The sequence below is a fragment of the Maribacter aquimaris genome (assembly GCF_014596745.1).
GTDB lineage: Bacteria > Bacteroidota > Bacteroidia > Flavobacteriales > Flavobacteriaceae > Maribacter_A > Maribacter_A aquimaris.
In genome coordinates, this window is sequence record NZ_JABTCF010000001.1 from 555,345 (window position 1) to 577,241 (window position 21,897).

Annotated in this window: 13 protein-coding genes; 10 read left to right on the forward strand and 3 right to left on the reverse strand. The window is 42.0% G+C overall.

All coding sequences use genetic code 11. The annotated features are described in order from the left end of the window. Nucleotides 1-35 precede the first annotated feature (35 nt). On the forward strand, nt 36-1,250 hold the full coding sequence (locus tag HPE56_RS02475) for an RsmB/NOP family class I SAM-dependent RNA methyltransferase (RefSeq protein ID WP_188242175.1): 1,215 nt from the start codon (nt 36-38) through the stop codon (nt 1,248-1,250). Between the two features lie 118 nt (nt 1,251-1,368). Here HPE56_RS02475 and HPE56_RS02480 read toward each other — a convergent pair whose 3' ends face one another. Next, the gene (locus HPE56_RS02480; protein WP_188242176.1) at nt 1,369-1,737 is read right to left on the reverse strand and encodes a winged helix-turn-helix transcriptional regulator; all 369 of its coding nucleotides are present in this window, start codon (nt 1,735-1,737) and stop codon (nt 1,369-1,371) included. 269 nt (nt 1,738-2,006) lie between these two features. On the opposite strand from HPE56_RS02480, the gene purL reads away from it, so the two are divergent. Then, nucleotides 2,007-5,669 carry a phosphoribosylformylglycinamidine synthase gene (gene purL / locus HPE56_RS02485; protein WP_188242177.1) on the forward strand — a complete coding sequence of 1,221 codons (3,663 nt, stop codon included), beginning with the start codon at nt 2,007-2,009 and terminating at the stop codon, nt 5,667-5,669. A gap of 104 nt (nt 5,670-5,773) precedes the next feature. Here the strand turns inward: purL and HPE56_RS02490 are convergent, their stop codons facing one another. Beyond that, on the reverse strand, nt 5,774-6,898 hold the full coding sequence (locus HPE56_RS02490; protein WP_223170146.1) for a glycoside hydrolase family 10 protein: 1,125 nt from the start codon (nt 6,896-6,898) through the stop codon (nt 5,774-5,776). Nucleotides 6,899-7,171: 273 nt separating this feature from the next. Between HPE56_RS02490 and HPE56_RS02495 the strand changes: the two genes are divergently transcribed. The 7 genes from HPE56_RS02495 (at nt 7,172) to HPE56_RS02525 (ending at nt 16,990) form a co-directional block, all read left to right on the forward strand. Next, on the forward strand, nt 7,172-8,944 hold the full coding sequence (locus HPE56_RS02495; RefSeq protein ID WP_188242178.1) for an AMP-dependent synthetase/ligase: 1,773 nt from the start codon (nt 7,172-7,174) through the stop codon (nt 8,942-8,944). Between the two features lie 127 nt (nt 8,945-9,071). Next, entirely contained in the window at nt 9,072-9,506 is a 435-nt protein-coding gene (locus HPE56_RS02500) for a MarR family winged helix-turn-helix transcriptional regulator (RefSeq protein WP_109650427.1), read from the forward strand. Between the two features lie 33 nt (nt 9,507-9,539). After that, a complete protein-coding gene (locus HPE56_RS02505) occupies nt 9,540-11,945 on the forward strand; it encodes a 3-hydroxyacyl-CoA dehydrogenase/enoyl-CoA hydratase family protein (protein ID WP_188242179.1) in 2,406 nt (801 codons plus the stop codon). A 41-nt stretch (nt 11,946-11,986) separates the two neighbouring features. Further along, the gene (locus HPE56_RS02510) at nt 11,987-12,334 is read left to right on the forward strand and encodes a four helix bundle protein (RefSeq protein WP_188242180.1); all 348 of its coding nucleotides are present in this window, start codon (nt 11,987-11,989) and stop codon (nt 12,332-12,334) included. Between the two features lie 41 nt (nt 12,335-12,375). Then, a complete protein-coding gene (locus tag HPE56_RS02515) occupies nt 12,376-13,566 on the forward strand; it encodes an acetyl-CoA C-acyltransferase (protein WP_188242181.1) in 1,191 nt (396 codons plus the stop codon). A gap of 18 nt (nt 13,567-13,584) precedes the next feature. Further along, complete coding sequence (locus tag HPE56_RS02520; RefSeq protein WP_188242182.1) at nt 13,585-15,396, forward strand: acyl-CoA dehydrogenase family protein; 1,812 nt, start codon at nt 13,585-13,587, stop codon at nt 15,394-15,396. A 235-nt stretch (nt 15,397-15,631) separates the two neighbouring features. After that, complete coding sequence (locus HPE56_RS02525) at nt 15,632-16,990, forward strand: S8 family peptidase (RefSeq protein ID WP_223170147.1); 1,359 nt, start codon at nt 15,632-15,634, stop codon at nt 16,988-16,990. Nucleotides 16,991-17,073: 83 nt separating this feature from the next. Here the strand turns inward: HPE56_RS02525 and HPE56_RS02530 are convergent, their stop codons facing one another. Beyond that, nucleotides 17,074-19,092: a dipeptidyl-peptidase 3 family protein gene (locus tag HPE56_RS02530; RefSeq protein ID WP_188242184.1), complete on the reverse strand. Its 2,019-nt coding sequence runs from the start codon at nt 19,090-19,092 to the stop codon at nt 17,074-17,076. A 205-nt stretch (nt 19,093-19,297) separates the two neighbouring features. Between HPE56_RS02530 and HPE56_RS02535 the strand changes: the two genes are divergently transcribed. Beyond that, complete coding sequence (locus HPE56_RS02535; protein ID WP_188242185.1) at nt 19,298-21,874, forward strand: glycoside hydrolase family 3 C-terminal domain-containing protein; 2,577 nt, start codon at nt 19,298-19,300, stop codon at nt 21,872-21,874. Nucleotides 21,875-21,897: the final 23 nt, after the last annotated feature.

Here is a 21,897-nt window from a genome sequence, read left to right on the forward strand (position 1 = left end):
CCAAAACGATACCTTTGCAGCCTTATTTTTTAGTTATGAAACTTCATAGAAATTTAGTTTTTGCAGTGGTCGATGCCCTTGGGGATATCTTCAACGAAGGGGAATATGCCGATAAGGTAGTTCAAAAAACACTGAAACGGGACAAGCGTTGGGGGTCTCGTGATAGAGGTTTTATTGCCGAAACCACCTATGATATCGTACGGTGGAAACGTTTGTATGCCGAAATTGCCGAAGTAAAGGCTCCTTATAGTCGTGCCAATCTTTTTAGAATGTTCGCTGTATGGGCTGTTTTAAGGGGTATTGAACTTCCCGATTGGAAACAGTTGGAACCTGTACCTACAAGAAGGATCAAAGGTAAATTCGATGAACTCTCAAAAATCAGAAAATATAGGGAATCCATTCCCGATTGGTTGGATGCCTTGGGCGAAAAAGCCTTAGGGGATAAGTTGTGGACCAAAGAGATTGCGGCCCTAAACCAACAGGCCAATGTTATTTTACGGGTAAACACCTTGAACACTACCAAGGAAAAACTACGTAAATCCTTATTGGATGAAGGTATTGTTTGCGAAGCCATAAAAGGACACCCTGATGCTTTGCAACTTGCCGAAAGAGCCAATGTATTTACGACGAAAGCCTTTAAGGACGGATATTTTGAGGTTCAGGATGCCTCTTCCCAATTGGTGTCCGAATTTTTAGACCCCCAACCCGGGGAACGTGTTGTGGATACTTGCGCTGGTGCCGGTGGAAAAACCTTGCACCTGGCTGCCTTAATGGAAAATAAAGGACAGCTCATTGCAATGGACATCTACGAAAACAAACTCAAGGAGCTAAAACGTAGGGCAAGAAGAAATGGTGCGCACAATATCGAGCCTCGGCATATTCATTCGACCAAGGTGATAAAAAAACTGTACGGCAAGGCGGACAGGGTACTTATTGATGCCCCTTGCACCGGACTTGGTGTATTGCGAAGAAACCCCGATGCCAAATGGAAATTACAACCTGATTTCTTGGATACAATCACGAAAACACAACAGGAAATCCTGAGGAGCTATAGTAAAATGGTGAAACCGGAAGGAAAAATGGTTTATGCCACCTGTTCCATTCTTCCCCAGGAAAACTCTGGTCAAGTAAATTCATTCCTTGCCTCTGAAGAAGGTTCGGAATTTACATTGGCCCAGGAAAAGAAGATTTATGCTTCCAAAAGTGGGTTTGACGGATTTTATATGGCGCTCTTGGAAAGAAGCCTGTAAAAATCATTTAGAAAAATATAAAAGCCTATCAGTCCCCATGACCGATAGGCTTTTTTTTAGATACAAAAATCAGTAAAATGGAATAGAACCATTTAGAAGTGCCATAGTCAACCTTACATTAGAATAAAGGTAACTGTTGGTTTTTCGGAGGTTCGGAAGTCTTGGTTTTTACGGCATATTGTTTCTTTCCCCATCGATTCATTGTGTGCACTACCGGTAAAAGTGATTTCCCCTTTGAGGTCAAGACATATTCTACCCTTGGTGGAATTTCAGGATATAGCGTTCGGTCAATCACACCTGACTTTTCGAGTGATTTTAATTGCTTACTGAGCATTTGTCTATTAATTCCCTCTATAACTAAAATGAGTTTGCTAAATCGATTTGTTCCTTTTGAAATATAAAAGAGAATTATAGGCTTCCACTTACCGCCAATCATCTCAATACAATATTCAAGTGCCTGGGTATCCAACTTTTTTTGTTCGGCCATTATAAATTCTCCATTTTTAAATGATATTGGTATGATAAAATTATATCATACCAAGTCTAATATACATACTTTAATATAATTTATGGTATAAATCTAATTATCATACTTCCTTTAATACAGAACTAATCTATTTTTAGGCATTGACCAAAAGGAAGCAAAAACCATTAATTTCATTAACAACTACTGTTTAAAAGTGTTTTTATTATCCGTAAAACATAGCGTCTAAAACCTTAATTTTGTATTTTAAAAATCAACACTAGACATATTAAATGATTCACTTTTTCGGGAACGTAGCCACAAAAGTTTTTGCCGTACAAACAGTTCAAGAACTTTCTCAGGAAGACAATAACAAACTCACATGGTTATTCGGTAACCAACCCAAGATAAACATGGCGTCACTCGACGCCTTTTTTGTTGGACCCAGGGCCGCCATGGTCACACCATGGAGTACCAATGCCACTGAAATCACCCAGAATATGGGAATCAAAGGTATTCTCCGCATTGAGGAATTTGAAGCTGTTGATGCCGATTTTTCCGATTTCGACCCTATGCTTTTCCAAAAATTCAACACCTTGACACAGGAGGTTTTCAAAATTGATGTGGTTCCTGACCCCATTCTTGAGATTGCCGATATTGCCGCATATAACATACAGGAAGGGCTCTCTTTAAACGAGGAGGAAGTTGCCTATTTAAATCAACTTTCCGAAAAAATCGGACGTAAACTAACCGATTCCGAAGTATTCGGTTTTAGCCAAGTGAACTCCGAGCATTGTCGACACAAGATTTTCAATGGCACCTTCAAGATCGATGGAGTGGAAAAATCCTCTTCCCTCTTTAAACTGATAAAGAAAACGTCCCAAGAACATCCGAACGATATCGTTTCGGCATACAAAGACAATGTCGCTTTTGTAAAAGGCCCTAAAGCAATCCAATTTGCTCCCAAAAGTGCCGATAAGCCCGATTTCTATGTGGAAAAGGAATTTGAATCGGTCATATCGTTAAAAGCGGAGACCCACAATTTCCCAACAACCGTTGAACCCTTCAACGGTGCTGCTACGGGTTCTGGTGGGGAAATCCGAGACCGTTTGGCTGGAGGTAAGGGTTCTTTACCCCTGGCAGGTACAGCAGTATACATGACGTCCTATTCCCGTTTGGAAGAACATCGACCATGGGAAAAAGCAATGCCAGAACGTGAATGGCTCTACCAAACCCCAATGGATATCCTAATCAAAGCTTCCAATGGGGCTTCTGATTTTGGTAATAAATTTGGCCAACCTTTGATCGTTGGTTCGGTCTTGACCTTTGAACATACCGAAGACTCCAGAAGATTGGGCTTTGACAAAGTCATTATGCAAGCCGGTGGTATCGGTTACGGCAAAGCCGATCAGGCGTTGAAAGACACCCCAAATACCGGGGATAAGATTGTCATCCTTGGGGGCGATAATTACCGCATTGGCATGGGGGGCGCAGCTGTATCCAGTGCCGACACCGGTGAATTCAGCGCTGCAATCGAGTTGAATGCCGTTCAACGTTCGAACCCCGAAATGCAAAAAAGAGCAGCCAATGCCGTACGAGGTATGGTGGAAAGTGAAGAGAACCCAATCGTATCCATCCATGATCACGGTGCGGGTGGTCACCTCAACTGTTTGTCCGAACTCGTTGAGGACACCGGTGGTAAAATCGATTTGGATGCGTTGCCTATCGGCGACCCCACCCTATCCGCAAAAGAGATCATCGGGAATGAATCCCAGGAACGAATGGGTCTGGTCATTGGCAAAAAAGATGTTGACCTATTGCATCGAATCGCTGATCGGGAACGTTCACCCATGTATGAAGTCGGTGATGTGACCGGTGATCATAAATTCACCTTCGAATCAAGCAAGACAGGGGCTAAACCGATGGACCTGGATTTGGAGGATATGTTTGGCAGCTCCCCGAAAACGATTATGAACGACATTACTGTCGAAAGAAAATATGAAAATCCCGAATACTCCTTAGAGCATTTCCATGAGTATCTGGAGCAAGTTCTTCAATTGGAGGCGGTAGCCTGTAAAGACTGGTTAACGAATAAAGTGGACCGCTGTGTAGGTGGTCGTGTCGCGAAACAGCAATGCGCAGGTCCGTTGCAACTTCCACTTAACAATTGCGGGGTCATGGCCTTGGATTTTAAAGGTAAGGAGGGTATCGCCACCTCAATTGGCCACTCCCCTATTTCCGGCCTGATCGATCCTGTTGCAGGAAGCAGAAATAGTATTACCGAATCGCTGACCAATATCATATGGGCCCCATTGAAAGACGGTTTAAAATCCATCTCTTTATCCGCCAATTGGATGTGGCCCTGTAAGAACGAAGGTGAAGATGCCCGTTTGTACGAAGCTGTCCAAGCCGTTTCTGACTTTGCCATCGGTTTAGGGATCAATGTGCCTACCGGAAAGGATTCCCTTTCCATGAAACAGAAATACAAAGACGGGGATGTTATTTCTCCCGGAACCGTAATTATTTCAGCAGCTGGTCATTGCGATGACATTTCAAAGGTAGTGGAACCTGTTTTACAGAAAAACGGCGGTTCCGTGTACTATATCAACCTTTCAAAAGACGACTATAAACTCGGCGGCTCCTCATTCGCACAAGTGCGAAACAAGATAGGAAGCGAAACACCGAACATCGTAGAAACAGCATATGTGAAAACCGTTTTCAATTCAATACAACAATTGATACGTAAAGGACAAATACTTGCGGGACACGATATTGCTTCAGGCGGTTTGATAACCACCCTACTTGAAATGTGTTTTGCCAATGTGAATTTAGGTGCAGAATTAGACCTTTCCTCCTTGAATGAGGAAGACACCATTAAATTGCTTTTCTCTGAAAATGCCGGGATTGTTTTTCAATCCAAGGACGACAGTATTGAGGCCATCTTAAAGGATGCTAAGATCGATGTCAAAAAAATCGGAAAAGTCACAAACAAACCAAGACTGAATATCCTGAACAACGGAGTTGAAATGGGGTTGAATGTGCATTCGTTGAGGGACACTTGGTATAAAACCTCCTATCTACTGGACCAAAAACAAACAGCCAATAATCTTGCTAAGGAAAGGTTTGAAAACTTCAAAAATCAATCTTTGACCTACGCCTTCCCTAAGGATTTTGATGGCAAGTTGCCCAAAGTTGGATCCTCCAGGCCTAAAGCCGCCATACTTCGCGAAAAAGGAAGTAATTCGGAACGCGAAATGGCCAACGCCATGTATTTGGCAGGTTTTGAGGTGAAGGACGTTCACATGACCGATTTGATTTCTGGTAGGGAAACACTTGAGGATATTCAATTTATAGGTGCCGTTGGCGGGTTTTCCAACTCCGATGTATTGGGCAGTGCCAAAGGGTGGGCCGGAGCCTTTAAATACAACGAGAAGGCCAAAACAGCCTTAAAGAATTTCTTTGCCCGGCCGGACACCCTGTCCGTAGGTATTTGCAACGGTTGCCAGTTGTTCATGGAATTGGATTTGATCAATCCCGATCATGATGAGCATGGTAGGATGTTGCACAACGATTCCCATAAACACGAAAGTAGTTTCACTTCGGTTAAGATCCAAAAAAACAACTCCATTATGCTTTCCAGTCTGGCTGGGACCACACTCGGGGTTTGGATTTCCCACGGTGAGGGAAAATTCAATTTACCTTATGCCGAGGAAAAATATGATATCGTAGGCAAATATGGATACGTCGATTATCCTGCCAATCCGAATGGCAGCGATTACAACACGGCCATGCTTTGTGATAAGTCCGGAAGACATTTGGTGACCATGCCCCATATTGAACGTTCGATATTCCCTTGGAACTGGGCACATTACCCTGACAATACGAACGACCAAGTTTCCCCTTGGCTGGAAGCCTTCGTAAATGCGCGGATTTGGGTCGAACAACACAACCGATAAAACCGATTACAAAATCAAGAACGTTGAACCACTTATAGTTTAAATCAAAAAAGGAGCCCATGAAGTGGCTCCTTTTTTATCTAACTCAACATAAACTCAAACTACTAATCACTATCTTTTTTGGAATAGTCTATATAAATAGCTCTCTCAAATGCCTTCCAATGTTCGGGTGTCATTCGCTCTGGTGTAAACAAACAAATGCCTGTCGCCCCATTTTCCATGGACCCCCTTATGGCTGTTTCGATTTCAGAGGGTAACAACCCGTGGTTTTCAGGATCTTTCTCCTTGCTCTTACTTTCTGGTTTTGGACAGATAAACAATCCGCTATATATAGGCTTTTCCCCATTTACGGCCGCCACTTCCTCTTTGGTGATCGGCGCTAGCCATTCGGGACCTTCTAAATAAAAATCATTGTAATTCATAGGGTAAACGGCATCCAAATCCCATTTATCCCATTCTTGTCGCACCAATTTCTTGGCAATCGAAGGACCAGGGAAAACCGCTGCATTGATAACCTTCCCTTTATCGTGAACCACCTTGGACAATCGCCCTACCAAACGGGTGATCAAATCATATCTAAACTGCTTCCATTCCATTACTAGTGATGGATCCTCCACGGTTTTAATATCGATTCCCGTCTTGGTTAAAAAATCAGAGGTACACTTATCACAATAACAATAATCATATTCAGGGAACTCACGGTCCATAACCAAGCCGTACTTCTCCCAAAGGCCCCTAGCCAAAATTACATCGGGAAAACGAATGAAATCCAAATGGATACCATCAACCTCCTCTACGGCGGCAACGCTTCCATACAAATCAGCCAAAAATTCATAAGTACCTTCCTTGTTTGGGCACAAAAATTTATAATGGTCTACATAAGCTGGCTTTTCCAAAGCGGATTCCCCCTTTCTGTTGTACGCATAAAGACTTGTGTCAATCTTAGGGTTTCGACCTTGCACCATGGTGGGTATCCAGGTATGGAATTCCATTCCAGCCTCTTTTACCAAAGCCCCCACCCGCTTATAGGTTTCTGGGTCGTGACCCCCACTGTACATCAAACCATCGATGCCTTTGGCATTAAAATCCTTGAATTTGGCCAACAACTCTTGATCCGTATCATCTCCAGGACCCCCTGTCCACGCATAAACAGGAACCTTAGCCCCCTTTTCCGAACAAGAAGCAACGGCTAAAACCGTCATAAAAAGCAATACTATCCTTTTAATCATAACAGAATTTTGAATTCGGGAATGAACTTAATAAAAGAATGCCATTGATCAAACAATTCTTAGCTTAACAACAAAATTGCCCCTATAAACAACAAAAAAACAAAGCGATTTACTATTTTTTTAAAATAAAAATCCAGGACCTATTCCATTGTGAACCAATGCGAAATTGGAATTCAAATGAATAAATCATAAATAATATGCAGTTATTTTATTAATCTCATTTTAAAATCCCGAATGCTTTTCCTAATTTGCAATACTCTATCAGTAACAAGTATGTCAGAAATTACCAGACTTTTTGATTTTCCATATTACCAATTGGAAAAATACAATCTGAAAAATGCCCTTGTCACCAAATATGATGGCAAATGGGTCAGTTTATCTTCCAAGGAATATGTAGACGAAGCAAATAGCATTAGCCGGGGGTTATTGCGATTAGGTGTTGAGAGAAACGACAAAATAGCCGTTATTTCAATGACCAACAGAACAGAATGGAATGTACTCGATATCGGGGTATTGCAATTGGGTGCACAAAATGTACCTATTTATCCTACCATAGCCGAGGAAGACTATGAATATGTTCTAAACCATAGTGAATCGAAATATTGTTTTGTCTCGTGCCAAGAGGTTTTTGACAAGGTGAATAAGATCAGGCCCAATGTACCCCATCTCAAGGAAGTGTTTTGCTTTGATATGATCGATGGTTGTAAAAACTGGAAAGAGGTTTTAGCCTTGGGTGCGGATACATCGAACCAACCAGAGGTCGAAAAAGGAAAAGAACAAGTTACCCCTGACGACTTGGCCACGTTAATATACACCTCAGGTACAACGGGAAAACCAAAGGGTGTAATGCTTTCGCACAACAATCTTGTATCCAATGTAATCGACAGCGAAAAAAGGGTGCCACTGGCCATGGGCGAATCGAGAGCCCTCAGTTTTCTACCCGTTTGCCATGTGTTCGAACGAATGATTCTCTATCTATACCAATTTTGTGGGGTAGAGATATATTTTGCGGAATCCATGGAAAAGATGACCGACAACCTTAAAGAGGTCAACCCCAATATTATGACTGGAGTACCTAGACTATACGAAAAGGTTTATGATAAAATTGTAGCTAAGGGTGGTGAGTTGACAGGAATAAAGAAAGCCTTGTTCTTTTGGGCGATAGATGTTGGACTCAAATACGAACCCTATGGTGCTAATGGATGGTTGTACGAACAAAAATTGAAACTGGCGCGTAAACTGATTTTTAGTAAGTGGCAAGAAGCGTTGGGTGGTAAGCTGAAATTTATGGTTTCAGGTAGTGCCGCACTCCAACCTCGATTATCGCGTATTTTTGCTGCGGCACAAATGCCCATAATGGAAGGTTATGGCCTTACGGAAACATCCCCAGTGATTTCCGTAAATGATTTAAGGAATGGCGGTTTCCGTATAGGCACCGTTGGCAGGGTCATTGATAACGTAGAGGTAAAAATAGCCGAGGATGGGGAAATCCTGGTTAAAGGGCCGAATATTATGCAAGGCTACTACAAAGACCCCGAAAAGACCGCTACGGTAATGACAGGGGATTATTTTCATACTGGGGATATCGGTGAAATGGATTCCGATGGATTTCTAAAGATCACCGACCGTAAAAAAGAAATGTTCAAAACTTCCGGTGGAAAATACGTTGCCCCGGCCTTGATCGAAAACCAATTGAAACAATCGCGTTTCATTGAACAAGTGATGGTCGTAGGCGAAGGTGAAAAAATGCCGGGGGCCCTGATCCAACCTGACTTTGATTTTGTAAAGGAATGGGCTAAAAGACATCAATTGAAACTGGAAACGATGTCAGACGTAGTGACCAATGAAAAAGTATTGGAACGTTTTCAAGAAGAAATTGACCATGCCAATACGGATTTTGCCAAATGGGAAAAAGTAAAAGTATTCAAGTTAACCCCTAGTCTCTGGACAATCGACGGAGGACACCTCACCCCTACCTTAAAACTTAAAAGAAAGGTAATCAAGGAGATATACAGGGACTTGTACAACGAAATTTACGGACATTAAAAACCTTTAACGGTATACCCCCTTTTCATATATCATGACATAAAATGAAAAGGAAATCCTTTTTTTATTCCAATTTGTTATGCATGCATAGTATTTTTCCCTATATTTGATAGCCAATCAGTCCTTTATGAAAGATGCAACTATTGATTATGTACTAAGAGCCACTTGGCAAGCCGTTGCTAGGATGTATAATGAACAGGCAAAAACTTTTGATTCCACCATGGCGGTCGGTTTTACCTTATTAAGTATAGATCCCAAAACAGGAACACCGTCTACGGCGTTGGGTCCTAAAATGGGGATGGAAGCCACCAGCCTTTCCAGGATACTCAAAAGTATTGAGGACAAAGGATTGATAAAGCGAAAGCCAAACCCAAAGGATGGCAGAGGTGTTTTGATCCATCTTACTGATTTTGGTCTTGAGAAAAGAAAGGATTCCAAAGATGTGGTACTGCGTTTTAATGAAGTAGTACGTGCCCATGTCACCGATGAGAAATTGGATTGTTTCTATGAAGTCATGGAAACGATAAACAAGCTTGTGGCAGAAAAGAACATTTACAAATAAAATTCAACAATAAATTAATACAGCTTTAACTACATGAACAAGCACATTGAAAAAGTAGCGGTAATTGGTTCTGGAATAATGGGAAGTGGTATTGCATGCCATTTTGCCAATATTGGGGTCGAGGTTCTATTGCTAGACATCGTCCCACGGGAACTTGATGACAAAGAGAAGGCCAAGGGACTAACCTTGGAAGACAAGGTCGTTCGTAATAGATTGGTCAACAATTCTTTGACTACGGCCTTAAAGTCGAAGCCCTCCCCTATTTACCATCAAAAATTCGCTTCTAGGATCACCACAGGGAATCTTGAGGATGATATTGCCAAAGTAGCCGAAGTCGATTGGATTATCGAGGTAGTGGTAGAACGTTTGGACATCAAGCAAAAGGTTTTTGAAAACCTTGAAAAATACAGGAAACCAGGCACATTGATAACTTCAAATACCTCTGGTATCCCTATCAAGTTCATGTCCGAAGGGCGTAGTGACGATTTCCAAAAGCATTTTTGTGGTACCCACTTTTTCAATCCTGCCCGTTATTTAAAATTGTTCGAAATCATTCCTGGACCTAAAACAGCCCCGGAAGTTTTGGATTTCCTAAATGGATATGGTGAAAAATTCTTGGGCAAGACCTCGGTAGTGGCCAAGGACACCCCTGCATTTATCGGCAATCGTATAGGTATTTTCAGTATCCAAAGCCTTTTCCATATGGTTAAGGAGATGGGCATGACCGTTGAGGAAGTTGATAAGTTGACCGGACCTGTAATCGGCAGGCCCAAATCAGCCACTTTCCGAACCGTCGATGTCGTAGGTATGGATACCTTGGTGCATGTTGCCAACGGCCTGTACGAGAATTGTCCCAAGGATGAAAAGCATGGACTTTTCAAATTACCCGACTTCATCAATACAATGATGGAGAATAAATGGTTGGGTAGTAAAACCGGCCAAGGTTTTTACAAGAAAGTAAAAGGGAAAGACGGTAAAAGCGAAATCTTGACCTTGGATTTGGACAGTATGGAATACCGCTCCAAGAAAAGTGCAAAATTCGCCACACTTGAACTGACAAAGACCATTGACAAGGTCGTAGACCGCTTTAAGGTTCTTGTTGGAGGCAAGGACAAGGCTGGTGATTTTTACAGAAAGAGCTTTGCTGCCTTGTTCGCATACGTTTCGCACAGAATTCCGGAGATATCCGATGAGCTTTATAAGATTGATGATGCCATGAAGGCCGGTTTCGGCTGGGAGCATGGTCCTTTCCAGATTTGGGACGCCATTGGACTCCAAAAAGGTCTCGATATTATGAAATCGGAAGGTGAAGAACCCGCCGCATGGGTAGCCGAAATGGTAGCCGCAGGTATGGATTCATTCTATTCGGTGAAGGAAGGAGCTTCCTATTTCTATGATATTCCTTCAAAATCCATGTTGAAAGTACCTGGACAGGATGCCTTTATCATTTTGGACAACATTCGTAAATCGAATGAGGTGTTCAAAAACAGCGGAGTGGTTATTGAGGATCTTGGCGATGGCATTTTAAATTTGGAATTCCAATCCAAAATGAACACCATTGGAGGTGACGTATTGGCCGGACTGAACAAAGCGATCGATTTGGCCGAAAAGGATTTCCAAGGTTTGGTGGTCGGAAACCAAGGCGCCAACTTCTCTGTAGGTGCCAATATCGGAATGATATTCATGATGGCCGTTGAGCAGGAATATGACGAACTGAATATGGCGACCAAAATGTTTCAGGATACGATGATGCGCATGCGCTATTCATCCATACCGACGATTTCGGCTCCCCACGGAATGACCTTGGGTGGTGGTTGTGAGTTATCCATGCATGCCGATAAAGTGGTAGCCGCGGCTGAAACCTATATCGGATTGGTAGAATTTGGTGTAGGGGTAATTCCCGGTGGTGGTGGATCCAAGGAATTTGCGCTTAGGGCCTCAGACACCTTTAAGAAAAATGATGTGGAACTCAATGTACTTCAGGAGTATTTCATGACCATTGGCATGGCAAAAGTCTCAACTTCCGCCTATGAAGCCTACGATCTCGGAATTCTTCAAAAAGGAAAGGATATTGTTGTCGTGAACAAAGACAGACAAATTGCCACCGCAAAGGCCTATGCAAAATTGATGGCGGAAACGGGATATACCAAGCCTGTAAAACGCAAGGACATCAAAGTACTTGGAAAACAAGCATTGGGAATGTTCCTTGTTGGTACGGATGCCATGGAAGCAAGTCATTTCATCAGTGAACACGACCAGAAAATAGCCAACAAATTGGCATACGTTATGGCCGGTGGCGATCTTTCAGAACCTACTCTGGTAAGTGAACAATATCTACTGGATATAGAACGGGAAGCATTTTTAAGTTTATGTACGGAACGCAAGACATTGGAACGAATCCAACATATGTTGAAAACAGGTAAACCATTAAGAAACTAGTAGTGAGTATCGAGATATTAGTATTAAAGTAGATAGGCAAAATGCACAAATTAGAAGATTTAAAAATTTGGGAAAAAGCGATTCACTTAACTAAAGAGGTTTATTTCTTGGTTTCAGAATTGCCGTCTAACGAAAAATTTGGTCTAAGTTCTCAAATAAAAAGATGCTCGGTATCTATTCCCTCAAATATAGCGGAGGGTGCTGGTCGGAATTCCAGTAAAGAATTCAAACACTTTTTGAGTGTTGCGAATGGTTCTTGTTATGAACTTTTTACGCAATTAATTTTAATTATAGAACTCCATTTAATCAATAAAGAAAAAGTAAAACCAATAATTGACATATGTATTGAAATTCAGAAAATGAATTATTCATTTCAACATAAAATATAATTCTCAATACTAAAACCTCAATACTCAATTCTAAATAGAATATGAAAACAGCATATATAGTAAAAGCTTATAGAACTGCCGTGGGCAAAGCACCAAAAGGGGTATTCCGTTTTAAGCGAACCGATGAGTTGGCGGCGGAAACCATAGAATACATGATGAAGGAGTTGCCCGACTTCGATAAGAAACGAATCGACGATGTCATTGTCGGCAACGCTATGCCGGAAGGATCCCAAGGACTTAACATGGCCCGTCTTATTTCATTAATGGGATTGGACATTGTTGATGTACCCGGGGTTACCGTAAATCGATTTTGTTCTTCGGGAATAGAGACTATTGGTATAGCCACGGCTAAAATCCAAGCGGGTATGGCCGATTGTATTATTGCAGGGGGTGCCGAGAGTATGAGTTCCGTTCCCATGACAGGTTATAAGACCGAACTTAATTACGACCTGGTAAAATCAGGACACGAAGATTACTATTGGGGAATGGGCAATACGGCTGAGGCTGTTGCCAACGAATTCAATGTTTCCCGGAAAGATCAGGATGAGTTTGCCTATAACTCCCACATGAAAGCCTTAAGGGCACAGGCCGAAGATCGCTTTCAAGATCAAATCGTCCCTATAGAAGTAGAGCAAACGTATTTGGATGAAAACGGTAAAAAGGCCACTAAAAAATATACCGTGACCAAGGATGAAGGTCCAAGGGCCGGGACGAGTAAGGAAGTATTGGCAAAATTGCGCCCGGTTTTTGCCGCTGGCGGAAGTGTTACCGCAGGAAATTCATCACAAATGAGTGACGGAGCCGCTTTTGTTTTGGTCATGAGTGAGGAAATGGTCAAAGAATTAAACCTGGAGCCCATTGCCCGAATGGTCAATTACGCAGCTGCCGGGGTTGAGCCAAGAATCATGGGGATTGGTCCCGTAAAGGCGATTCCCAAGGCCTTGAAGCAGGCTGGATTACAGCAGAATGATATTGAATTAATAGAACTGAACGAAGCTTTCGCTTCCCAATCCTTGGCCGTAATGAGGGAATTGGACCTCAACCAAGAAATTGTCAATGTGAATGGCGGTGCCATTGCCCTGGGTCACCCCTTAGGTTGTACCGGTGGCAAATTATCCGTTCAACTATTCGATGAAATGCGGAAAAGGAATATGCAAGGTAAATATGGTATGGTAACCATGTGCGTCGGAACAGGGCAAGGCGCTGCAGGAATCTATGAGTTTTTAAAATAAATTAAAAAAATTAATACTATGAGTACCGAAACAAAAAGCGAAGATCTTCTAAGAGGAGGTCAATTCCTGGTAAAAGAAACCCAATGTGAGGATGTTTTTACGTTGGAAGACCTATCGGAAGAGCAACGCATGATGCGTGACAGCACCAAGGAATTCGTTGATCGTGAACTTTGGGCCCATTGGGAACGTTTTGAAAAGAAAGACTATGCCTATACGGAGGAATGTATGCGTAAGGCTGGTGAGCTTGGACTTTTGTCCATTGCCGTTCCTGAAGCTTATGGCGGAATGGGAATGGGATTCGTATCCACCATGTTGGTGTGTGATTATATCTCCGGGGCAACAGGATCGTTTAGCACGGCTTTCGGTGCCCACACCGGAATCGGCACCATGCCGATAACTTTATACGGAACCGAGGAACAAAAGCAGAAATACGTACCTAAATTAGCCTCTGGGGAATGGTTTGGAGCCTACTGCCTAACAGAACCTGGGGCTGGATCCGATGCAAACTCGGGAAAAACCAAAGCTGTACTTTCCGAAGATGGCAAATACTATTCCATTACAGGACAGAAAATGTGGATATCCAATGCAGGGTTCTGTAATATGTTCATCGTTTTTGCCCGAATTGAGGATGATAAGTATATCACAGGCTTTATCGTGGAAAATGATCCCAAAAATGGTATATCATTGGGTGACGAGGAAAAAAAATTGGGAATCCACTCCTCCTCTACCCGTCAAGTATTCTTTAACGAAACCAAAGTACCAGTTGAGAATATGCTTTCTGAACGTGGAAATGGTTTCAAGATTGCCATGAATGCGTTGAATGTTGGACGAATCAAATTGGCTGCGGCCTGTTTGGAAGCCCAACGTCGTATCATTGGGGAATCTGTAAAGTATGCCAACGAACGTAAACAATTCGACACCCCAATCATTAATTTTGGGGCCATAAAAGCAAAGATTGCTGAAATGGCAGCAAACACCTATGCTAGCGAATCAGCAAGTTATCGTGCAGCCAAGAACATCGAGGATAGGATTGCCATGCGGGAAGCTGCCGGCAACACCCATCAGGAGGCCGAATTGAAAGGGGTTGAGGAATACGCCATTGAATGTTCCATCTTAAAGGTTGCGGTTTCAGAACACGTACAGAGCACAACGGATGAGGGTATACAGATCTTCGGAGGTATGGGATTCAGTGCGGACGCACCGATGGAAAAAGCCTGGAGGGATGCCCGTATCGCCCGTATTTATGAGGGCACCAATGAAATAAACAGAATGTTGGCCGTAGGTATGTTGGTCAAAAAAGCCATGAAAGGCCATGTCGACCTTCTAGGTCCCGCAACAAAGGTCGGAGAGGAATTAATGGGAATACCATCGTTTGATACACCTGATTTTTCGACGCTTTTCGCAGAGGAAAAAGACATGATCGCCAAAATGAAAAAGGTTTTTCTAATGGTAGCCGGTAGCGCTGTACAGAAGTACGGTACCGAACTTGAAAACCATCAACAGTTGATGATGTCAGCTTCCGATATCCTTATTCAGGTTTACATGGCTGAATCCACAATACTAAGAACAGAGAAAAATGCCAAGCGTTTTGGAGAGGAAACTCAGGCAACGCAAATTGCAATGTCTAAACTTTACTTGTACAATGCTGTTGAAATCGCTATATCCAAAGGTAAGGAAGCTATTATTTCCTTTGCCGAAGGTGATGAGCAACGTATGATGTTAATGGGACTTAAACGTTTCACAAAATATACCAATAACCCGAATGTAGTGGCCTTGAGAACACAAATTGCCGATAAGATCGCTGCAGATAACGGTTACACCTTTGACTAATTCAGATTGATCTTCGGAACTATTCTGAAGTAAAAACCACTCCCAATCGGAGTGGTTTTTTTGTTTTATAAATATTACGGTCATTAATGTAATAGAAACCAGGCTGTTTCTAAATTTTAACAAATTATTAGGTTTTTGTTAATTTATTTAATATTTTATTCTTTATTAACTCAAACTAAAAAGAAGTATGAAAAAAAGTGTTAACATTTTAAAGAAAAGTTATTTACCAGTTTGCTTGGCTCTACTGTTTTTAAGCTCGTGTTCAACGGAGAACGATGTTACTAACGACACTGAGCTCAATGCTGTTTACGCAAAAACCTCTTCCAAAACGGATTACATGGTTATTTTAAAAAGTGAAAGCATTCCAGATGGCTTCGAAGCTGAAATGGAAAGCATCGGTGCCACAATAAAATCGACTATTCCGGAAATCGGCGTTTTAGTAGTTTCTTCAAGCGAAAATGTCAGCAATAAAATTTCTAAAAAAGGAAATGTTCGATCAGTGGTACCTGACTTGAATGTACAATGGATTGAGCCAAGTGATTTTGCTCCTTTGGCATCTCCGCTAAGTATTGGAAGTGATGAGTTCTACTTCGATCTTTTATGGGGAATGGATGCCATTGATGCTCCAGAAGCTTGGAATACGGGACAGACGGGAGCTGGCGTTAGGATAGCTGTATTGGATTCCGGAATGGATGGGACCCACCCCGATATAGCTCCAAATTTAAACACAGGGCTTAGCGCCTCATTTATTGAAGATGAAGATTGGCAAGTTCAACCTGGTAGTTACTTTAATCACGGAACGCATGTTGCCGGGACAATTGCCGCTGCAGACAACGAAATTGGCGTTATTGGTGTAGCACCAAATGCTGAAATTATAGCCGTAAAGGTACTATCTGAGTTTTCTGGCTCCGGACCTTTTAGTAGTATTAATGCAGGAATCGTATATGCGGCTGATATAGAGGCAGACGTTATAAACATGAGCCTAGGAGCAACCTTAAATAAAAATGGTAAATTTTATGATGAGGATGGTAATTTCACAGATAAAATTCCTTCTAAATACATACAAGAAATAGTACATGCGCAACAAAGGGCCATTAATTATGCCTATAGAAAAGGTGTTACTATTGTGGTTTCTGCTGGCAACGGAGGCGAAAATTTTGATGGTAATGGCTCAACAATTAAGCTGCCCGCTAGTTTAAACAACGTAATCTCTGTTTCTGCCACGGCACCTGAAAGCTGGATTGAAAACCCTTTAGGTGATTTAGATTTACCTGCTAGTTACACTGATTATGGAAGAAGCCATGTCACCGTTTCCGCACCTGGAGGTGATTTCGACAGCCCAAGTGATTTTTGGTTTTATGATATGGTCTTAAGTGCTAGTCCTGGAGGTTGGTTTTTCAGCGCAGGCACTAGTATGGCATCGCCACACGTTGCAGGAGTTGCTGCTTTGATCATTGGTAAGAATGGAGGACAGATGGATCCACATGAGGTTACCAAGCAACTAACCAACACCGCTGATAATATAGATGGTAATGGAGCTAGTCTTTATCATGGTAAAGGAAGAGTAAATGCCTATAGGGCGGTTACTGAATAAAAGAAAACTTCCTAAAAATAAAAATCCGTCCTGACGATACTGTCAGGACGGATTTTTTATTCTATTATTATTTTCTGATTGGGCTAATCCAAAAAACTATACTCTTTAGCATACATGAGCATTTGCTCCGTAAAAGTTTTTGGCTGGGTTACCTTTACATCCACAATTTCCCCAGCATCATTGGTCTCAGGAACCAATACTGGATTTACAAATCCACTGTATGGTGCCGATTTAAACTGTTTATTACGCTCCAACACCTGTGCGTGCAAGGCTTGGTCCACTTTTACACCATAACCTTCAACCAAATCCTGGGCGGCCTTAAAATCACCTTCGGATTTGATACGTTGCGCCTCACGTAGTAACTCACCGAACAATTCACGAAGTTTTTTATAATCGTTGATATTATAGTAGGTCTTACCATCTTTTTCAATCTTTTCGATGACATTATCGGCCTTTCCTTTTTCATAGACCCATGAAGAAACCCATTGTCTATTGACCATGTGGTCTTCCTCAATATCATCTCCAAGATTTATACGGACCAATTGAGTAATCAATCCATTTCTAATATAGCCATCATAAGCCGCTTTACCTACGGATTCCCAATCATCGACCAAACCAAGTTCCTGTAATTTGGGATCCATCAAGTAATAGAGTCCGACCAAATCGGCCCTACCCTCTTCCATTGTTGAAGCATAATTCTTCAAGGTTTCCTTTGGTTGACCTACACCGGGGTTTATCAATCCTGAGGCGTGACCTATTACCTCATGTAAGGCCGTATGCAATTTATCGGCCAACTTACCATATTGCTCTTCCAAGGCAATTTCTTCCTCGTCGTAAGCAAATTCCTTTAATCGTCCACTTCCACCTGCATTATTGTAGGCACCAATGATGTTTCCTAAAGAAACCGATTTACTACCATGTTCTTGTCTGATCCAGTTGTTATTGGGTAAATTCACGCCAATAGGTGTACTTGGGGATGCATCACCGGCTTCACCGGCTACATTGATTGTTTTATAGGAAACCCCAACTACATCACTTTTTTTGTGTGACTCCATTAAAGGGGCATTATCTTCGAACCACTGTGCATTCCCTGAGAGTACGGCCATTTGCTTTGACATTTCAAAATCCTTAACCTGAATGATACTCTCATAAGACCCTCTATACCCTTTAGGATCATTGTACACTTCAATAAAGCCATTGATCCAATCGATATTGCCTTCGGTAGACGTTGCCCATGAAATACAATATTCATCCCAGGTATTCAAGTCACCGGTTTTATAATAATCGATAAGTAATCCTAAGGTTTTTGCCTGTTTTTCGTTCTCTGCAACACCTTTGGCCTTTTCAAGCCATTTTATGACCTCATCAATGGCACTACCATAAAGTCCCCCTGACTTCCATACCTTTTCAACAATCTTTCCGTTTTCCCTTACCAATGTGGAATTCAACCCCGCCTCAATAGGTCTATCCTTAGGCCCTTTATAAGCGTTTTTATAAAAAGCATCGACATCGGCATCGGTGATTGTTGGTCCATAGAAATTCACGGCGGAAGAAGCTATATTATCGACCCCCTTTTTCTTATTGACTTTTTTCGCATCCTTATCATTGAAGATAACCTCAAAGGCCTCTCCTTCCAATTTGGTATCTGTTTCCTTTAATAAAAAAGTAAGGTAGTCCGACTTAAATCCTGGTTTGAGTTTATCGTTGGAATAGTGATGATGGATCCCATTGGAAAACCAAACCCTTTTCAGGTATTCCTCAAAAGCCAACCAATCTTTGGTGGTTTTATCACCACTGTAGTTCGTATAGATGTTCTCTAGGGCATCCCTTATTTCAAGGTTGTGTCTGTAATTCTGGTCCCACATAATATCCCGGCCGGCCAATCCCGCTTGGGTCATGTAATACACCAATTGTTTTTCTTTTAAGCTCAGTTCATCGAACCCGGGAATTTGGTAACGCAATATTTTGACATCGGCAAATTCATCCGCTATATAATCAAACTTCTTTTCAACCTTTACAGGTGGTGTTTCATCCACCTTATCCTTGCAAGACGAAAGAATTCCCACTAAAAGGAATCCCAATAAAATATGTTTTAATTTCATGCTATATGTTATTTATAATAAGGCCACAAATTTAACAAAACATCCGCTAAATGTTCCGTTTATACACATTAAATACCCTGCAAAAATCAGTCAATCCAAATCGCCTTTGAACACCTATCGTTTTAATGCCGAAATCATGGGAAAATAAATGAATTAATAGTTAAATTTACTAGTCAAAAACTCAACCAATATTAGACTACGATCAATGAAAAAATCCTTATCCCTTCTCGTATTATTTTTAACCCAGTTGAATTTCTTTGCCCAAAACACTGCATACCCCTTTCAAGATGCGTCGTTGGACCCAAATTCTCGTGCGCAGGATATCGTCGATCGATTGACATTGGATGAAAAGATAAGCCAAATGCAGGATGTTGCCCCAGCCATAGCGCGTTTGGGAATACCGGAATACAATTGGTGGAATGAGTGTTTGCATGGTGTAGCCCGCGCCGGTGCAGCGACTTCATTTCCCCAAGCCATAGGCATGGCGGCCACATGGAATCCTGAACTGATCAATGAAGTAGCCGATATTATCAGTACAGAGGCCAGGGCCAAATTCAACCGAAGTATAAAACTAGGACAACGGAATCGCTACCAAGGACTTACCATGTGGTCTCCCAACATAAATATATTCAGGGACCCACGTTGGGGTCGAGGTCAGGAAACCTATGGTGAAGACCCCTATCTCACGTCAAGATTGGGAGTTGCCTTTATCAAGGGACTTCAAGGAAATGATCCTGACTATTTTAAGGTAATAGCTACTGCCAAACATTTTGCTGTACATAGCGGGCCTGAATACAACAGGCACCATTTTGACGCCTACACCGATGCAAAAGATTTATGGGAGACCTATTTACCGGCGTTCAAGGCTGCCGTTTTGGAAGGGAAATCATACTCCGTAATGTCTGCCTACAACCGTTATCTAGGGGAGTCCGCTACGGCCAGTAGGTTGCTCTTACAGGATATCCTAAGGGACCAATGGGGATTTAATGGATATGTCGTTTCCGACTGTGGTGCGGTCGAAGACATTTACCTACGTCATAAAATTGTAGAGACCGCAGAAGAAGCCTCTGCCCTAGCCGTACAATCGGGTTGTGACCTCAATTGTGGGTCAACGTACGCCCATTTGAAAAAGGCTGTGGAAAGTGGTTTGATCACGGAAAAAGAAATCAACACCTCGGTTAAAAGATTATTCCTGGCCAGAATAAAATTAGGATTGATGAATACCGCTGATAAAATGCCATTTTCAACCATACCAGATAGCGTGATCGAATCGGAAAGCAACCAGAATTTAGCCCTACAAACAGCAAGGGAATCCATGGTTCTCTTAAAAAATGAAAATAAGACGCTTCCCATTTCAAAAAAAATAAAGACGATAACGGTTGTTGGCCCCAATGCCAATGACAAACAATTCTTACTTGGAAATTATTTTGGCACTCCGACCAATCGTACCACGATCCTGGAAGGCATCCGTGAGAAAGTATCGAAAAAAACGAAAGTCCATTATTTCAAAGGAACAAACCTTTCCGACAACGAGCCCATATTCGATATTATAGGTGCCGATTATTTTAAAGGCCCGATAAAAACGGAGTATTATGACAACCCCGATTTGGAAGGTAACCCCGTCGCCCTGCGATCAGAGGACCAAATTGATTTTGAATGGGGAGGTGCAGCACCCATTGACCTACTAACGCCGGGCAAATTCTCCATTCGCTATACAGGAACGCTCAAAACCGATTTCAGTGGCGATGTGGCCCTTAACGTACTTCAAAGCGGTGGCTCATACCGTTTATTGATCGAAGGCAAAGAAATGGCGATGAGTACCGGTGGCGATGAGGATGACTCCAAAACCGTACAATTCAATGTTATAAAAAATAAGGGTTATCATTTCATACTGGAGTACCATTGTACCAACCCATGGATATCGTCTGTTCAATTCTCTTGGAACAAAGAGCATTTACAGGGCAAAGATCAAATGATCAAAAGTGTAAAAGAAAGTGATATTGTCATCTATGTAGGTGGTATTACGGCTCGTTTGGAAGGCGAGGAAATGCCAATAGCCATCGAAGGTTTTTCAAAAGGGGATCGAACAAATTTAAAAATGCCCGCTGCCCAGCAAGATGTACTCAAGGAGCTCTACGCCTTGGGAAAACCAATCGTATTTGTGCTGACCAGTGGAAGTGCCATGGCTATAAACTGGGAACAAGAACACTTACCTGCCATAGTAAGCGCATGGTATCCCGGCCAAGCGGGTGGTAGTGCCGTGGCCGATATTCTTTTCGGTGATTATAATCCGTCAGGAAAATTACCAATAACCTTCTATAAATCCGTAAAAGACCTCCCTCCTTTCGAAGATTACCATATGAAAGGGCGAACGTATCGCTATTTTGATGGTGAAGTGCTTTACCCGTTTGGATATGGACTGAGTTACACCCATTTCTCATATTCCAAACCCATTTTGGAAAAAGCAACCATGGGCAAGGACGAAAAGAATAAAATCAGTATAACCATTACCAATGATGGGGATCACGATGGGGAAACAGTAGCCCAGGTTTATATCAGTGACAAGGAAGCCAGTGTGAGCAAACCCTTGAAATCATTGCGAAAGTTCAAAAAAATAGAATTGGCCGAAGGGGAATCAAAAACGATTGAATTTGAGATTTCCGCTGAGGACCTTTCAATCTTTGATTCTAAAGGACAAAGTTTCGTCGAACCAGGGGAATTTGAGGTTTATGTAGGTGAACATTCCGCTACTGAAAACAAGACTATCCTTACCGTGAAGTAAGTTCCTACGGTCGACCAACCTTT

Excerpts from the sequence above, each read along its gene's own strand:
- HPE56_RS02475 (WP_188242175.1), top strand. The coding sequence starts at position 36 with ATGAAACTTCATAGAAATTTAGTTTTTGCAGTGGTCGATGCCCTTGGG.
- HPE56_RS02480 (WP_188242176.1), bottom strand. The coding sequence starts at position 1,737 with ATGGCCGAACAAAAAAAGTTGGATACCCAGGCACTTGAATATTGTATT.
- purL (WP_188242177.1), top strand. The coding sequence starts at position 2,007 with ATGATTCACTTTTTCGGGAACGTAGCCACAAAAGTTTTTGCCGTACAA.
- HPE56_RS02490 (WP_223170146.1), bottom strand. The coding sequence starts at position 6,898 with ATGATTAAAAGGATAGTATTGCTTTTTATGACGGTTTTAGCCGTTGCT.
- HPE56_RS02495 (WP_188242178.1), top strand. The coding sequence starts at position 7,172 with ATGTCAGAAATTACCAGACTTTTTGATTTTCCATATTACCAATTGGAA.
- HPE56_RS02500 (WP_109650427.1), top strand. The coding sequence starts at position 9,072 with ATGAAAGATGCAACTATTGATTATGTACTAAGAGCCACTTGGCAAGCC.
- HPE56_RS02505 (WP_188242179.1), top strand. The coding sequence starts at position 9,540 with ATGAACAAGCACATTGAAAAAGTAGCGGTAATTGGTTCTGGAATAATG.
- HPE56_RS02510 (WP_188242180.1), top strand. The coding sequence starts at position 11,987 with ATGCACAAATTAGAAGATTTAAAAATTTGGGAAAAAGCGATTCACTTA.
- HPE56_RS02515 (WP_188242181.1), top strand. The coding sequence starts at position 12,376 with ATGAAAACAGCATATATAGTAAAAGCTTATAGAACTGCCGTGGGCAAA.
- HPE56_RS02520 (WP_188242182.1), top strand. The coding sequence starts at position 13,585 with ATGAGTACCGAAACAAAAAGCGAAGATCTTCTAAGAGGAGGTCAATTC.
- HPE56_RS02530 (WP_188242184.1), bottom strand. The coding sequence starts at position 19,092 with ATGAAATTAAAACATATTTTATTGGGATTCCTTTTAGTGGGAATTCTT.
- HPE56_RS02535 (WP_188242185.1), top strand. The coding sequence starts at position 19,298 with ATGAAAAAATCCTTATCCCTTCTCGTATTATTTTTAACCCAGTTGAAT.